This window comes from Nonomuraea sp. NPDC049684 (assembly GCF_044465345.1).
Classification (GTDB): domain Bacteria; phylum Actinomycetota; class Actinomycetes; order Streptosporangiales; family Streptosporangiaceae; genus Nonomuraea.
On sequence record NZ_JBITLO010000012.1, the window covers coordinates 66,600 to 81,774 of the forward strand.

General features: G+C 71.1%; 16 protein-coding genes. 13 read left to right on the forward strand and 3 right to left on the reverse strand.

The genetic code is table 11. From position 1 onward, the window contains the following. Nucleotides 1–94: 94 nt before the first annotated feature. Nucleotides 95–865 carry an ABC transporter permease gene (locus tag ACIBST_RS32555; RefSeq protein ID WP_397177218.1) on the reverse strand — a complete coding sequence of 257 codons (771 nt, stop codon included), beginning with the start codon at nt 863–865 and terminating at the stop codon, nt 95–97. Then, nucleotides 862–1,770 (reverse strand): ABC transporter ATP-binding protein, encoded by a 909-nt coding sequence (locus tag ACIBST_RS32560; RefSeq protein ID WP_397177220.1) that lies wholly within the window; start codon nt 1,768–1,770, stop codon nt 862–864. The genes ACIBST_RS32555 and ACIBST_RS32560 overlap by 4 nt, the downstream gene beginning before the upstream one ends. A gap of 156 nt (nt 1,771–1,926) precedes the next feature. Between ACIBST_RS32560 and ACIBST_RS32565 the strand changes: the two genes are divergently transcribed. The 11 genes from ACIBST_RS32565 to ACIBST_RS32615 all read left to right on the forward strand — a co-directional run bounded on the left by ACIBST_RS32565 (nt 1,927) and on the right by ACIBST_RS32615 (nt 12,686). Further along, nucleotides 1,927–2,703, forward strand: a complete 777-nt coding sequence (locus ACIBST_RS32565) for a VOC family protein (RefSeq protein ID WP_397177222.1) — start codon at nt 1,927–1,929, stop codon at nt 2,701–2,703. 93 nt (nt 2,704–2,796) lie between these two features. Continuing rightward, the gene (locus ACIBST_RS32570) at nt 2,797–4,032 is read left to right on the forward strand and encodes a multidrug effflux MFS transporter (RefSeq protein WP_397177223.1); all 1,236 of its coding nucleotides are present in this window, start codon (nt 2,797–2,799) and stop codon (nt 4,030–4,032) included. A gap of 91 nt (nt 4,033–4,123) precedes the next feature. Then, a complete protein-coding gene (locus tag ACIBST_RS32575) occupies nt 4,124–4,822 on the forward strand; it encodes a metalloregulator ArsR/SmtB family transcription factor (RefSeq protein ID WP_352328768.1) in 699 nt (232 codons plus the stop codon). Further along, nucleotides 4,819–6,231 (forward strand): Fe-S cluster assembly protein SufB, encoded by a 1,413-nt coding sequence (gene sufB / locus ACIBST_RS32580; RefSeq protein ID WP_352364380.1) that lies wholly within the window; start codon nt 4,819–4,821, stop codon nt 6,229–6,231. Before ACIBST_RS32575 ends, sufB begins: the two co-directional genes overlap by 4 nt. Further along, entirely contained in the window at nt 6,231–7,352 is a 1,122-nt protein-coding gene (sufD, locus tag ACIBST_RS32585) for a Fe-S cluster assembly protein SufD (protein ID WP_397177225.1), read from the forward strand. Before sufB ends, sufD begins: the two co-directional genes overlap by 1 nt. Then, entirely contained in the window at nt 7,349–7,666 is a 318-nt protein-coding gene (locus ACIBST_RS32590) for a non-heme iron oxygenase ferredoxin subunit (RefSeq protein WP_352325535.1), read from the forward strand. Before sufD ends, ACIBST_RS32590 begins: the two co-directional genes overlap by 4 nt. Nucleotides 7,667–7,668: 2 nt before the next feature. Further along, nucleotides 7,669–8,415 carry a Fe-S cluster assembly ATPase SufC gene (sufC, locus tag ACIBST_RS32595; RefSeq protein ID WP_352325533.1) on the forward strand — a complete coding sequence of 249 codons (747 nt, stop codon included), beginning with the start codon at nt 7,669–7,671 and terminating at the stop codon, nt 8,413–8,415. Further along, nucleotides 8,412–9,668 carry a cysteine desulfurase gene (locus ACIBST_RS32600; protein ID WP_397177227.1) on the forward strand — a complete coding sequence of 419 codons (1,257 nt, stop codon included), beginning with the start codon at nt 8,412–8,414 and terminating at the stop codon, nt 9,666–9,668. Before sufC ends, ACIBST_RS32600 begins: the two co-directional genes overlap by 4 nt. Before the next feature lie 2 nt (nt 9,669–9,670). Then, the gene (gene sufU / locus ACIBST_RS32605) at nt 9,671–10,108 is read left to right on the forward strand and encodes a Fe-S cluster assembly sulfur transfer protein SufU (RefSeq protein ID WP_352325531.1); all 438 of its coding nucleotides are present in this window, start codon (nt 9,671–9,673) and stop codon (nt 10,106–10,108) included. Then, entirely contained in the window at nt 10,105–10,464 is a 360-nt protein-coding gene (locus ACIBST_RS32610) for a metal-sulfur cluster assembly factor (protein WP_352325530.1), read from the forward strand. The genes sufU and ACIBST_RS32610 overlap by 4 nt, the downstream gene beginning before the upstream one ends. Before the next feature lie 308 nt (nt 10,465–10,772). Then, nucleotides 10,773–12,686: a DEAD/DEAH box helicase gene (locus ACIBST_RS32615; protein ID WP_397177229.1), complete on the forward strand. Its 1,914-nt coding sequence runs from the start codon at nt 10,773–10,775 to the stop codon at nt 12,684–12,686. 81 nt (nt 12,687–12,767) lie between these two features. Here the strand turns inward: ACIBST_RS32615 and ACIBST_RS32620 are convergent, their stop codons facing one another. Beyond that, nucleotides 12,768–13,790: an aminotransferase class V-fold PLP-dependent enzyme gene (locus ACIBST_RS32620; protein ID WP_397177231.1), complete on the reverse strand. Its 1,023-nt coding sequence runs from the start codon at nt 13,788–13,790 to the stop codon at nt 12,768–12,770. Nucleotides 13,791–13,940: 150 nt separating this feature from the next. On the opposite strand from ACIBST_RS32620, the gene ACIBST_RS32625 reads away from it, so the two are divergent. Both ACIBST_RS32625 and hisG read left to right on the forward strand, forming a co-directional pair. After that, entirely contained in the window at nt 13,941–14,204 is a 264-nt protein-coding gene (locus tag ACIBST_RS32625; protein WP_189652386.1) for a phosphoribosyl-ATP diphosphatase, read from the forward strand. A gap of 59 nt (nt 14,205–14,263) precedes the next feature. Continuing rightward, complete coding sequence (hisG, locus tag ACIBST_RS32630; RefSeq protein ID WP_352325534.1) at nt 14,264–15,109, forward strand: ATP phosphoribosyltransferase; 846 nt, start codon at nt 14,264–14,266, stop codon at nt 15,107–15,109. Nucleotides 15,110–15,175 lie beyond the last annotated feature (66 nt).

Below are 15,175 nucleotides of genomic sequence, written 5' to 3' on the forward strand. Positions count from 1 at the left end.
GCGGCAGGTGGGGCGGTCGTCCAGAGCGTACTGACCTCGGACGACATCTCCGCACGCGGGGGCCGCGCCCCTCACCCCCAGCGGAACGGCCGCCTCACTCCCAGCGGAACAGCCGTGAGACCAGCGCCAGGGTCAGCACCGCCCAGCCGGCCAGGACGAGCACCGGCCCCAGCGGCAGCGCCGCTCCTTGGGTGAGCACCGCGCGCAGGCCGCCGGTCAGCGCCGAGATCGGCAGCAGCTCCAGGACCGGCCGCGCGCCCTCGGGGAACTTCGACAGCGGGAACACCACCCCGCCCGCCCCCAGCAGCACCAGGTAGACCAGGTTGGCCGCGGCCAGCGTCGCCTCGGCCCGCAGCGTGCCCGCCATCAGCAGGCCGAGGCCGCTGAAGGCCGCCGTGCCGAGCACGACCAGCACCGCCGCGGCCAGGAACGACCCGTGGGGCCGCCAGCCCAGCGCCAGCCCGACGGCCACGATCACGGCCGCCTGGATGACCTCCACGGCCACCACCGCGGCCGTCTTGGCCAGCATGAGCCCGGCCCTGGACAGCGGGGTCGCGCCCAGCCGCTTGAGCACGCCGTAGCGGCGCTCGAAGCCCGTGCCGATGGCCTGCCCGGTGAAGGCCGTGGACATGACGGCCAGGGCCAGCACGCCCGGCGCCAGGAAGTCGACCCGACGGCCGCCCCCGACGTCGACCAGCGGCGCCAGCGAGAAGCCGACCAGCAGCAGCACCGGGATGATCAGGGTGAGCAGGAGCTGCTCGCCGTTGCGGAGCATCGTGCGGACCTCCGAGCCGGCCTGCGCGAGCACCATGCGCGGGAACGGCGCGGCGCCCGGCGCGGGCGAGAGGTCGAGCACGGGGGTCATCGCAGCTCCCTGCCGGTCAGTTCGAGGAAGACGTCTTCGAGGGTACGGCGCTCGATGCGCAGGTCGTCGGCCGTGACGCCCTCCGCCGCGCACCAGGCCGTGACGGTGGCCAGCAGCTCGGGCCCCACCTGGCCCTCGATGATGTAGTGGCCGGCCGGCGACTCCTTGGCCGCGCTGCCCACCGGGAGCGCGTTGAGCAGCTCCTCCAGCGTGAGCCCCGGCCGGGCCCTGAACCTGAGCTGCCGCTCGGCCCCGGTCAGCGAGGCCGGGCTGCCCTCGGCCACCACGCGCCCCCTGTCGATGATCACGACGTGGTCGGCCAGCCGCTCGGCCTCCTCCATGTGGTGGGTGGTCAGCACCACCGACACCCCGGCGCCGCGCAGCTCGCCGACCAGGTCCCAGCAGGCGTGCCGGGCCTGCGGGTCGAGCCCGGCGGTCGGCTCGTCGAGGAACACCAGCTCCGGCCTGCCGATCACGGCCGCGGCCAGCGACAGCCGCTGCTGCTGGCCGCCCGACAGCCGCCGGTAGGGGGTGCGCGCGTGCTCGGCCAGCCCGAGCCGGGTCAGCAGCGCGCCGGCATCGTGGGGACGGGCGTAGAAGCGCGCGACCAGGCGCAGCCACTCGGCGCAGCGCATCGCCGGCGGCACCCCGCCCGCCTGGAGCATCACCCCGACGCGCGGGCGCAGCTCGGGCAGCGTGGGCGACATGCCGAGCACCCGCACCGTGCCGGAGTCGGCCGTGCGGAACCCCTCGCAGATCTCGACCGTGGACGTCTTGCCCGCGCCGTTGGGCCCGAGGACGGCGGTGACGGCGCCGCGGCCGGCCCGCAGGGTGAGGCCGTCGAGGGCGGTCCGGCCGCCGTAGCGTTTGACCAGGTCGACGATCTCGACGGCTGGGGAATCCATGGCCACGAGTTTAGGGACTGCGCCGGGCGGTCCGGCCCCCAGGTACGCGCCCGGCGAACGCCCGTCGGGCGGCCCTGCCCGGAAATGGACGGCCCTTGACCGGACCGTTCCCCGGAAAGGCGTGAGAACGGGGGGAAGCGCGGCGATGAGCCTCACATGTCGCGACGCAGTGGATACGACCCAGGAGTCCCGTGCTGGGTGGACCTGGCCAGCACCGACGTCCCCGGCTCGGCCCGGTTCTACGGGGATCTGTTCGGCTGGACGGCCGACATGGTCGACGACCCGGCGGCCGGCGGCTACGGGATGTTCGTCCACGAGGGCAGCAAGGTCGCCGGGATCGGCCCCGTCCGCGACGGCGGCTCGGCCTCGCTCTGGAACACCTACGTCGCCACCGACGACGCCGCCGCGCTGGCCGCCCGGGTCAGGGACGCCGGCGGCGCCGTCGTGGCGGAGCCCATGGATGTCTTCGACGAGGGCACCATGGTCACCCTGCGGGCCCCCGACGGCTCCTGCGCCGGCGCCTGGCAGGCGGCCGCCCACGCGGGGGCGGAGCTGGTCAACGAGCCCGGCGCGTTCTGCTGGAACGAGCTGTGCACCCGGGACGCGCCGGCCGCCGAGCGCTTCTACTCGGCGGTCTTCGGCTGGACGTCGCGCACGTCCGACCTGGGCGGCATGGCCTACACCGAGTGGGTGGCGGGGGAGGCGGCCGTGGCGGGGATGATCCCGATGCCCGGCGAGGCGCCGGCGGAGCTGCCGTCGTTCTGGCTGACCTACTTCGCGGTCGCCGACCTCGACGCGGCCCTGCACGCCGCCGCCGAGGCGGGCGCCGACGTGCTCACCGGCGTGACCGAGGCGCCGCCCGGCAGGTTCGCGCAGCTCATCGATCCGCAGGGTGCGGCGTTCGCCGTCATCCAGCTCAACGAAACATCATGAAATATCTGATAACCGGGAATTAGGAGGACCGAATCCCGGTTTGATCCCTCGGCCCTCGTGGGTCATCGGCCTGCGAGGGGAAGGGGTTCAGGCATGTCCGTGGCAGAAGCCGCGTCCGCCGCCATTGGGAGCAAGGGCGAGACCAAGGGCGGGAGGCGGGGGCTGCTGCTGGTGATCCTGGGCGCGCTGTCGGCGATCGGCCCGCTGTCCATCGACATGTACCTGCCCGCCCTGCCCGCCATCACCGAGGAGATGCTCAGCGCTCCCGCGCAGGTCCAGCTCACCCTCACCGCCTGCCTGATCGGCGTCTCCGTCGGCCAGGTCGTCGCCGGCCCGGTCAGCGACGTGCGCGGGCGGCGCGTCCCGCTGATCGTGGGCGTGGCGGGGTTCATGGTGGCCTCGCTGCTGTGCGCGTTCGCGCCGTCGGTGCCCGTGCTGATCGTCCTGCGGCTGCTCCAGGGCGTCCTGGGCGGGGCGGCGCTGGTCATCGTCCGCGCGGTCGTCCGCGACCTGTACGACGGCGCCGCCATCGCCCGCATCTTCGCCACGCTCATGCTGGTCAGCGGCCTGGCGCCGATCCTCGCCCCCATCGCCGGGGCCCAGTTGCTCGCCTTCACCTCCTGGCGCGGCGTGTTCGTGGCGCTCAGCGTCGCCGGGCTCGTGCTGCTGCTGGCCGTGCTGCCGGGGGTGCGCGAGACGCTGCCCGCCGACCGGCGCGAGAGCGGCGGGCTGGCGCACACCGTGCGCACCTTCTGGCAGCTCCTGCGCGACCGCGCGTTCATGGGCTGCGCGCTCACCGCGGGGCTGGCCTTCGCGGCGATGTTCGGCTACATCTCCGGCTCGCCTTTCGTGCTCCAGCAGGTGTACGGCGCCACCCCGCAGCAGTACTCGCTCATCTTCGGGCTCAACGCGCTCGGCCTGACCGCGATGGCCCAGCTCGGCGGCCGCCTGTCGGGCCGCGTTGAGCCCGCCCGCCTGGTCGTCGTGGGGCTGGTCACCGGCCTGGTGGGCGCCGGGCTGCTGGTGACCGCCGCGCTGACCGGGCTCGGCCTGGCCGGCATCGTGGCGGGCCTGTTCGTGATCATGCTGGGTCAGGGGCTCGTCCTGCCCGGCACGGGCGCGCTCGCGCTGGCCGGGCAGCCCGCCCAGATCGCCGGCAGCGCCTCGGCGCTGCTCGGCGTGCTGCAGTTCGCGCTGGGCGCGCTGGCGGCCCCGCTGGTCGGCCTGGCGGGCGAGGGCACGGCCGTGCCGATGGCCTGCGTGATGCTCGGCCTGATCATCTGCTCCACGCTCGCGTTCGCGATCCTGGGACGCCGAAAGGTTAGGTAAGCCTTACCTGCGTGAGCAATTCCATTGGTGGCCTGCTCCGATTCATTTGTGCAGCGGGAAGGAATTACGGCACACTGATGTTGTGAAAAACATGCCCACGATCGAGCCCGGTAGCGAGCGCAGCACCCGCGCGCGCGTCGCCAGGCTCATCCTTGAGCATGGTCCCGTGACGGCCGCCTCGCTCGGCGAGCGGCTGGGGCTGACGCCCGCCGCGGTGCGCAGGCACCTCGACGCGTTGCTGGCCGAGGGAATGATAGAGCCTCGCACGGTCAGGCCGCGCGGTCAGCGCGGGCGCGGACGGCCCGCCAAGCTGTTCGCCATCACCGACGCGGGGCGCAGTGCTTTCGAGCACGCCTATGACGACCTCGCCGGGAGCGCACTCCGCTTCCTGGCCGAGCGCATGGGACGAGAAGCCGTGACCGACTTCGCCCGCTCGCAGGTGTCGAGCCTGCTGACGCGGCTGGAGCCGGTCATGCGGACGGTGCCGGCGGACCAGCGCGTACAGGTGCTGGCGCAGGCGCTGTCGGCAGAGGGGTACGCCGCCTCGGCCAGCAAGGCCAAGTCGGGCGGCGACCAGCTCTGCCAGCACCACTGCCCGGTGGCTCACGCGGCCGCGGAGTTCCCGCAGCTCTGCGAGGCCGAGACGGAGGCGTTCGCGCAACTGCTCGGCACCCCGGTGCAGCGCCTGGCCACGATCGCGCACGGCGACGGGGTCTGCACGACCCACGTGAGCCCCAAGTCGCTGGCTGAATCCGCACACAGAGACAAGAGCAAGGAGACCGGAAGGTGACTGTCACCGACCGCCCGGAGCTGGAAGGCCTCGGGAATTACAAGTTCGGCTGGGCCGACCCGGATGCCGCGGGCGCGGCGGCCAAGCGTGGCCTGTCCGAGGAGGTCGTCCGCAACATCTCCGCGCTCAAGAACGAGCCGGAGTGGATGCTCGACCTTCGCCTGAAGGGCCTCCGCCTGTTCGCCAAGAAGCCGCTGCCCACCTGGGGCTCCGACCTCACCGGCATCGACTTCGACAACATCAAGTACTTCGTGCGCTCGACCGAGAAGCAGGCCGCTTCCTGGGACGAGCTGCCCGCCGACATCAAGAACACCTACGACAAGCTCGGCATCCCCGAGGCGGAGAAGCAGCGCCTCATCGCCGGCGTCGCGGCCCAGTACGAGTCGGAGGTCGTCTACCACAAGATCCGTGAGGACCTTGAGGAGAAGGGCGTCATCTTCGTCGACACCGACACGGGCCTGAAGGAGCACGAGGAGCTCTTCAAGGAGTACTTCGGCTCGGTGATCCCGGTCGGCGACAACAAGTTCGCCGCGCTCAACACCGCCGTGTGGTCCGGTGGCTCGTTCATCTACGTGCCGCCGAACGTCGAGGTCGAGATCCCGCTGCAGGCCTACTTCCGGATCAACACCGAGAACATGGGCCAGTTCGAGCGGACGCTGATCGTCGTCGACGAGAACTCCTACGTCCACTACGTCGAGGGCTGCACCGCGCCGATCTACTCCTCCGACTCGCTGCACAGCGCGGTCGTGGAGATCATCGTGAAGAAGAACGCCCGCTGCCGTTACACGACCATCCAGAACTGGTCGAACAACGTCTACAACCTGGTCACCAAGCGCGCCGTCGCCTACGAGGGCGCGACCATGGAGTGGATCGACGGCAACATCGGCTCCAAGGTCACGATGAAGTACCCGGCCGTCTACCTGATGGGCGAGCACGCCAAGGGCGAGACGCTGAGCGTCGCCTTCGCCGGCGAGGGCCAGCACCAGGACGCCGGCTCCAAGATGGTGCACCTGGCGCCCAACACCAGCTCCAGCGTCATCTCCAAGTCGGTGGCGCGCGGTGGCGGCCGCACCTCCTACCGCGGTCTCGTGCAGATCGAGGAGGGCGCCCACGGCAGCGCCAGCACCGTCAAGTGCGACGCGCTCCTGGTCGACCAGATCAGCCGCTCCGACACCTACCCCTACGTCGACGTGCGCGAGGACGACGTCTCGATGGGCCACGAGGCCACGGTCTCCAAGGTCAGCGAGGACCAGCTCTTCTACCTCATGAGCCGCGGGCTCGGCGAGGACGAGGCCATGGCGATGATCGTGCGCGGCTTCGTCGAGCCGATCGCCCGCGAGCTGCCCATGGAATACGCGCTCGAGCTCAACCGGCTGATCGAGCTGCAGATGGAAGGAGCCGTCGGCTGATGGGCCTGAACGAGAAGCCCCTGTCGACCCTGCACGAGAAGGCGTCCTACGAACTGGGCGACTTCGAGGTCCCGACCGGGCGCGAGGAGTCGTGGCGCTTCACGCCGCTGTCCCGCCTGAAGGGCCTGCACAACGGCAAGGCCGACCCCGTGGGCCACGTGCGCCTCGACGTCGAGGCCGCGCCCGAGGTCGTCGTCGAGACGGTCGGGCGCGACGACGCCCGCGTCGGCAAGGCGTTCACGCCCACCGACCGGGTCAGCGCGCAGGCGTGGAACAGCTTCGAGAAGGCGACCGTGATCACGGTGCCGCGCGAGGCCGTCACGTCGAGGCCGACCGTGCTCACCCTGACCGGTGAGGGCGACGGCGCCGCCTACGGCCACATCGTGGTCAAGGTGGAGCCGATGGCCGAGGCCGTGGTCGTGCTCGACCACAAGGGCAGCGCCGTCTACGCCGACAACATCGAGTTCGTCGTCGGCGACGGCGCCAACCTCAAGGTCGTCAGCCTCCAGGACTGGGACGACGACGCCGTGCACGTCTCCCACCACCACGCCCAGCTCGCCAAGGACGCGACCTTCCGCAGCTTCGTGGTGACCCTCGGCGGCGACCTGGTCCGGCTCTCGCCCAGCGTGGCCTACACCGCGCCCGGCGGCGACGCCGACATGTCCGGCGTCTACTTCGTCGACGCCGGTCAGCACCTGGAGCACCGCCTCCTGGTCGACCACTCCCAGCCCAACTGCAAGAGCAACGTCGACTACCGCGGCGCGCTGCAGGGCCAGGACGCGCACGCCGTCTGGATCGGCGACGTGATCATCAGGGTCGAGGCCGAGGGCACCGACACCTACGAGCTCAACCGCAACCTCATCCTCACCGACGGCGCCCGCGCCGACTCGGTCCCCAACCTGGAGATCCTCACCGGCGAGGTCGCCGGAGCCGGGCACGCCTCGGCCTCGGGCCGCCTCGACGACGAGCACATCTTCTACCTCCAGGCCCGCGGCATCCCCTACGACGAGGCCCGCCGCCTGGTCATCAGGGGCTTCCTCGGCCAGCTCATCGAGAAGATCCAGATCGAGGAGATCCGCGACCGCGTGCTGGCCGCGGTGGAGGCGGAGCTCGCGCGATGAGTTTCGAGAAGGTCTGCCAGGTCGCCGACATCCCCGACGGCGGCGTCATCGGCGTCGAGGTCGGGGAGACCCCGGTGGCGCTGGTGCGCAAGGGCGCCGACGTCTTCGCCCTGCACGACGTCTGCTCGCACGCCGAGGTGAAGCTCAGCGAGGGCGAGGTCTACGACGGCACGCTGGAGTGCTGGCTGCACGGCTCGTGCTTCGACGTGCGCTCCGGCAAGCCCACCGGCCCGCCCGCCACCAAGCCCGTGAACGTCTACACAGTCAAGATCGACGGCGACGACGTCCTCGTCTCGCTCTCGAAGGAGTCATAAACGTGTCCACCCTAGAGATCCGTGACCTCAAGGTCGCCGTCGAGGACAAGGAAATCCTGCGCGGCGTCAACCTGACGGTGAAGTCCGGCGAGACGCACGCCATCATGGGCCCCAACGGCTCGGGCAAGTCCACCCTCGCCTACGCGATCGCCGGTCACCCCAAGTACACGATCACCGGCGGCCAGGTGCTGCTCGACGGCGTCGACCTGCTGGAGCTGTCGGTCGACGAGCGCGCCCGCGCCGGCCTGTTCCTCGCCATGCAGTACCCGGTCGAGGTCCCCGGCGTGTCGGTGTCGAACTTCCTGCGCTCGGCCGTCACCTCGGTCCGCGGCGAGGCGCCCAAGCTGCGCGAGTTCGCCAAAGACCTCAAGGCCGGCATGGACGCGCTGTCCATCGACGCCGCCTTCGCCCAGCGCAACCTCAACGAGGGCTTCTCCGGCGGCGAGAAGAAGCGCCACGAGATCCTCCAGCTCGAGCTGCTCAAGCCGAAGATCGCCGTGCTCGACGAGACCGACTCCGGCCTCGACGTCGACGCGCTGCGGGTGGTCTCCGAGGGCATCAACCGCTTCCGCTCCACGGGTGAGACCGGCGTGCTGCTGATCACCCACTACACCCGCATCCTGCGCTACGTGAAGCCCGACTTCGTGCACGTCTTCGCCGGCGGCCGGATCGTCGAGGAGGGCGGGCCGGAGCTGGCCGACAAGCTCGAGGCCGAGGGCTACGAGCAGTACACGAAGGCATCTGCATGACTTCCACCAGCTTGGACGTGGAGAAGATCAGGAAGGACTTCCCGATCTTCTCCCGCGAGCTGCCCGACGGGCGCCCGCTCGTCTACCTGGACTCGGGCAACTCCTCGCAGAAGCCCAACCAGGTCATCGACACCATGCGCGACCACCTGGCGCTGCACTACAGCAACGTCGGGCGGGCCATGCACGTGCTCGGCTCGGAGTCGACCGAGGCGTACGAGAGCGCGCGCGACAAGGTGGCGGCGTTCGTCGGGGCGGGCTCGCGCGATGAGGTGATCTTCACCAAGAACGCCTCCGAGGCCCTCAACCTCGTGGCCTACTCCTTCGGCAACCCCGCCAACAGCGACCCCCGCTTCACCCTCGGCCCCGGCGACGAGATCGTCATCTCCGAGATGGAGCACCACTCCAACATCGTGCCGTGGCAGATGCTCGCGCAGCGCACCGGAGCGACGCTGAAGTGGTTCGGCGTCACCGACGACGGGCGGCTCGACTTCGACCCGGCCCTCGTCACCGAGCGGACGAAGATCGTCTCGATCGCCCACCAGTCGAACGTGCTCGGCACGGTCAACCCGGTCACCGCCGTTGCCGCGCGGGCGCACGAGGTCGGCGCGCTGATCATGCTCGACGCCTCGCAGTCCGTGCCGCACCACCCGGTGGACATGGCCGCGCTGGGCGCCGACTTCGTGGCCTTCACCGGTCACAAGATGGTCGGCCCTTCGGGCATCGGCGTGCTGTGGGGCCGTACCGAGCTGCTGGAGGCCATGCCGCCGTTCCTGGGCGGCGGCGAGATGATCGAGGCGGTCTGGATGGACCGCTCGACGTACGCGCCGATCCCGCACAAGTTCGAGGCCGGCACGCCGCCCATCGTCGAGGCCATCGGTCTCGGCGCGGCGGTCGACTACCTCACCGCGGTCGGCATGGACGCCATCGAGGCGCACGAGCGCTCGCTGACGGCCTACGCCCTCGACGCCCTGCGCGAGGTGCCGTCGCTGCGGCTGATCGGGCCCGACTCCCTCGACCAGCGCGGCAGCACGCTGTCGTTCACGCTGGAAGGCATACACCCCCACGATGTGGGGCAGATCCTGGACGACCAGTTCGGCGTCGCCGTGCGGGTCGGGCACCACTGCGCGCGCCCGCTGCACCTGCGGTTCGGAATACCGGCGACCACGCGGGCGTCGTTCTACCTGTACAACACCACGGGCGAGATCGACGCCCTGGTGCGCGGCCTCCATCACGTTCAGAAGGTGTTCGCATAGCCATGATCGGCGAGTCGATGTACCAGGAGCTGATCCTGGAACACTACAAGCACCCGCAGGGGCGGGGGCTGCGCGAGCCGTACGACGCCGAGGTTCACCACGTGAACCCGACGTGCGGCGACGAGATCACGCTGCGGGTCAGGGTGGGCGACGCCGGTAAGATCGAAGACGTCTCCTACGACGGCCAGGGCTGCTCGATCAGCCAGGCGGCCGCCTCCGTGCTGCACGAGCTGGCCACCGGCTCGACGGTCGAGGAGTCGCTGTCGGTGGTCGACGAGTTCACCAGGCTCATGCAGGGCCGGGGGCAGGTCGAGGCCGACGAGGAGGTGCTCGGGGACGCGGTGGCGTTCGCGGGCGTGGCCAAGTTCCCGGCACGCGTCAAGTGCGCGCTGCTGTCGTGGATGGCCTACAAGGACGCTGTGGTGAGGAGTGCCCAATGAGCAAGCCAGTGGAGACTCCGACCGGCTTCGACGGTGACACCACCGTCGAAGAGGTCATGGAGGCGCTCAAAGACGTCGTCGACCCCGAGCTCGGCATCAACGTCGTCGACCTGGGGCTCATCTACGGGCTCAACCTCGACCCGTCCGACGCCGGTCAGCCGGTGGCCACCATCGACATGACGCTGACCAGCGCGGCCTGCCCGCTGACCGACGTCATCGAGGACCAGGCCCACTCCGCCCTGGAGGGCATGGTCTCCGACGTCAAGATCAACTGGGTCTGGCTGCCGCCGTGGGGCCCCGACAAAATCACTGACGAGGGGCGTGAGCAGCTCCGTATGCTAGGCTTCAACGTCTGATCTTTCTAGCTGTAACGGCTGGCGTTGGGCGTCAGCCGTTTCAGTGTGCCAACGAAGGGTTTCGGAAGGTCCGTACCCAGCCAGGGAATATCCGATAACATCCCCGGCGTTGGCACCAGGTATACACCAGACGCCTCATCTCGCGTCATCGCGCCGCCTGCGGCCGGTGCCCCGGTGTATCCCCCCTGTGAAGTCCCGCCACGATGGCGGGCGTACTGCAACGTGTACGGCATCAGGCCGTATGTCCCGGCTCGTCCTTTCGCAGAAGTGACGCGCCACTTCGACTGAAAGGCACGAATTTCGTGACCATGCTTGACGCTGTCATGCCCGCGTTCGACGAGACCGCCCCCGAGACGGGCCCGTCCGAGTTCGAACTGCTCGGCCTTCCCAAGCCGCTCATCAGCGGTCTGGCCAAGCAGGGCATCGACAGCCCGTTCCCCATCCAGAGTGCGACGATCCCCGACGTGCTCGCCGGCCATGACGTCCTGGGCCGTGGCCAGACCGGCTCGGGCAAGACCCTGGCCTTCGGTTTGCCGACCATGGCTCGCATCGCGGGGGTGCGGCCCGCCGCCGGCCACCCGCGCGCGATGATCCTTGTGCCCACCCGTGAGCTGGCCCTTCAGGTGCACGACGCGCTCGAACCGCTCGGCCGCGGCCTCGGGCTGCGGATGAAGGTCGTCGTGGGCGGCATGTCCATGGGCAAGCAGATCGAGGCTTTGCGCCGCGGCGTCGACATCGTGATCGCCACCCCGGGCCGCCTGGGCGACCTGATCCGGCAGGGCGAGTGCTCGCTGGCGCAGGTCGAGGTCTCCGTCCTCGACGAGGCCGACCACATGTGCGACCTCGGCTTCTTCCCCGTCGTCACCGAGCTGCTGGCCCAGACCCCGACCGACGGGCAGCGCCTGCTGTTCTCGGCCACCCTCGACGGCGACGTCGACAAGCTGGTGCGCCGCTTCCTGAAGGACCCGATCACCCACTCCGTGGCCCCGGCGACCTCGCCGGTCGACACCATGGAGCACCACGTGATGCAGGTCACGCGGGACGACAAGTTCGACGTCACGGCCGAGATCGCCAACCGCGAGGGCCGTACGATCATCTTCGTCCGCACCCAGCACGGCGTCGACCGGCTGTGCAAGCAGCTCGCCCGGGTCGGCATCAAGGCCGGCGGCCTGCACGGCGGCAAGCGCCAGAACCAGCGCACCCGCATCCTGGCCGAGTTCCGCGAGGGCTCGATCAACGTGCTGGTCTGCACCGACGTCGCGGCCCGCGGCATCCACGTCGACAACATCAGCCTGGTGCTGCACGTCGACCCGCCGCAGGACCACAAGAGCTACCTGCACCGCGGCGGCCGTACCGCCCGTGCGGGCGAGAAGGGCACCGTCGTCACCCTGGTGCTGCCCAACGAGCGCCGCTCGACCGACGCCCTGACCAGGCGCGCCGGCATCCACCCGTTCCGGCTCAAGGCCACCCCGGGGCACCCCCGGCTGGCCGAGGTGGCCGGGGCCAGGACGCCGAGCGGCGAGGCCATCCCCGTGTGGGAGCCCGACGTGCGCAAGCCGCTGCGCCCGCGCCGCGAGGGCGGTCACGGCGGCGCCGAGCGCCGGGGCGGGCGTCGTCCGCGCCGCGAGTTCGACGGCGAGCGCCGTCCGCGCCGGCACGAGGACGGCACCTTCGCCGGCGGCGACGACCGTCGTCCGCGCCGTCACGAGGAGTCCGGCGAGGACCGTCGTCCGCGCCGGCACGCCGAGGGCGAGCGGCCGTTCGGCGGCGGGCAGCGTCCGGCCGAGCCGCGCACGTTCGGCGACGACCGCAGGCGTGGCGACCGGCCGCGCGGCGGTTTCCGCTCCGACGACCGTCCCGCCCGTCAGGACGACCGCGGCGGTTTCCGCTCCGACGAGCGTCCCGCCCGTCAGGACGACCGTGGTGGCTTCCGTTCCGACGACCGCCCGTTCCGTCAGGACGATCGCGGCTACCGGTCCGAGGGGCCGCGTGGCGGCGGGTTCCGTGACGGCCAGCGTGGCGGCGGCGGCTTCCGCTCCGACGACCGCGGCCGCTTCGGCGCCGACCGTGGCCGCCCGTTCTCGGGCGACCGTGACCGGCCCGCCCGCTCCGACGAGCGCGCCCCCCGCGACGGCTTCCGCTCCGGCGGCGGCTTCCGTCCCGAGGAGCGCGGCAACGGCGGGTTCCGCCGCAACAACGGCGGCCGCCGCTTCGAGCGCTGATCCCGCCCGGAGCCGCTGAACGACCAGGCCCGTCGCACCTCCCGCAGGGGAGGGGCGGCGGGCTTCGCCGTTCCCTGAGGGCTAGGAGGTCAGGACGTCGAGAGCCCGGTCGACGTCGTCGACGGTGTTGTAGACGTGGAAGCCCGCGCGCACCCGGCCGGCGCGCACCGCGGCGCGGATGCCGGCCGCCGCCAGCCGCTCGCCCGGCGCCTCCACCGACACGATCGCCGAGTCGGACGGCTCCAGCCCGAGCCCGGCCCTGAACCGGTTGGCCAGCTCGACGTCGTGCTCGTGGACGCGCTGGGCGCCGATCTCGTTGAGCAGTTCGAGCGCGGGCGCCGCGCCGACGTAGCAGAACCAGGCCGGCGACAGGTCGAAGGCGCGGGCGTCGGCGGCCAGCCGCAGCGGCGGCCCGTAGTAGGAGCCGCCGGGATCGTCGCCGGCGTACCAGTTGGCCGCCAGCGGGCGCATCCGGGAGCGCACCCGGGGCGACAGGTACCCGAACGCGGCCCCGCGCGGCGCCATGAGCCACTTGTAGGCCGCGCACGCCAGCACGTCGATCCCGTCGGCCACCGACACCGGCAGCCACCCGCACGCCTGGGAGCCGTCGGCGATGACCAGCGCGTCGTGGGCGCGGGCGGCGGCGACGACGTCGTGCAGCGGCGTCACGTAGCCGGTGGCCGACTGCACGAGGCTGAAGGCGACGGCGTCGGTGCGGCTCGTGACGGCGTCGGCCAGGCGCTCGGCGGGCACGGTCTCGACCTCGGCCGCCACCGCCCACGGGAACAGGTTGCTGGTGAACTCGATCTCCGGCACCAGCACCCGCGCCCCCGGCGGCAGCGCGGTCGCCACCGTGGACATGATCTGCGACACCGTCGAGCCGACCGTCACGTCGGCCGGTTCGGCGCCGACCAGGTGGGCGAAGGCCGTGCGGGCCCGGCCGACGGAGGCGTCCCAGGGCGCCCAGTCGCCGCTGCCGTGCCGCCACTCGGTGAGCACGGCCTGCAACTCCTCGAAGGCCGGGCGGGGCGGAAGGCCGTACGAAGGGGTGTTGAGCCAGCCGGGATCGGCGTCCCAGAGCTTGCCCACGGTCGCGATGTCCATGACCACCAGCCTAGAACGGCCCTCCGGAGACCGAACGGCCCCCGGACGACGGGCCGGAAGCGGCCGTCTCGCGTGGCGGACTCCGGGCGGCGTCACCGCCGCGCGCAGACTAGGCTTGTCAGGCACGCCAACCGACCGACGAGAGAGACCATGAAGACCTTCGAAGAGCTGTTCGCCGAGCTGTCAGACAAGGCGCGTACCAGGCCCGCGGGCTCGGGCACCGTGGCCGCGCTCGACGCCGGCGTGCATGCCATCGGCAAGAAGGTCGTCGAGGAGGCCGCCGAGAGCTGGATGGCCGCCGAGCACGAGTCGAACGACAGGGCGGCGGAGGAGATCTCCCAGCTCCTCTACCACGTGCAGGTGCTCATGATCGCCAAGGGCATCGGGCTCGACGAGGTGTACAAGCATCTCTAGGGCGCCGCGCGCCCGCTTCCGGAGTCCCGTCGACCATGAGTGAGGAAGAAGACCCGAACATGCTGCGTCTGGCCGTACCGAACAAGGGCGCGCTCAGCGAAGCCGCCCAGAACATGCTCAAGGAGGCCGGCTACCGGTCCCGCAGGGACAGCAAGGAGCTCGTCGTCGTCGACGAGGACAACGGCTGCGAGCTGTTCTTCCTGCGTCCCCGTGACATCGCCGTCTACGTCGGGGAGGGCACCCTCGACCTCGGCATCACCGGCCGCGACATGCTGATCGACTCCGGCGCGCCGGTGGAGGAGATCATGCCGCTCGGCTTCGGCGGCTCCACCTTCCGCCTGGCCGCCAAGGCGGGCACGATGTCGTCGGTCAAAGACCTCGACGGGCAGCGCATCGCCACCTCCTACGCGGGGCTGCTCGACAAGTACCTGTCCGACCAGGGCGTCGACGCCCGCGTGATCAAGCTCGACGGCGCCGTCGAGACCGCGATCCGGCTCGGCGTGGCCGACGCGGTCGCCGACGTCGTGGAGACCGGCACCACGCTGCGCAACGTCGGCCTGGAGGTGTTCGGCGAGCCGATCATGCGCTCCGAGGGCGTGCTGATCAAGCGGCAGAGCGCGCCGGAGACGCCGGGCATGGGCCAGCTCGTCCGCCGCCTGCAGGGCGTCGTGCACGCCCGCGACTTCGTGATGATGGACTACGACATCCGCGCCGAGCGCATCGAGGAGGCCATCGCCCTCACGCCCGGCATGGAGGGGCCCACGGTCTCGCCGCTCCACCGCGAGGGCTGGGTCGCCGTCCGGGCCATGGTCCGGCGCAAGGGCCACCAGCAGGTGATGGACCAGCTCTGGGACATCGGCGCGCGGGCCATCCTGGTCACCGACATCTACGCCTGCCGCCTCTGACAAATGTCACGCCCAACCCCGGAAGGATCACACTAACGGGGGAAAGGCCGCGCCCGTAGCGTTTGC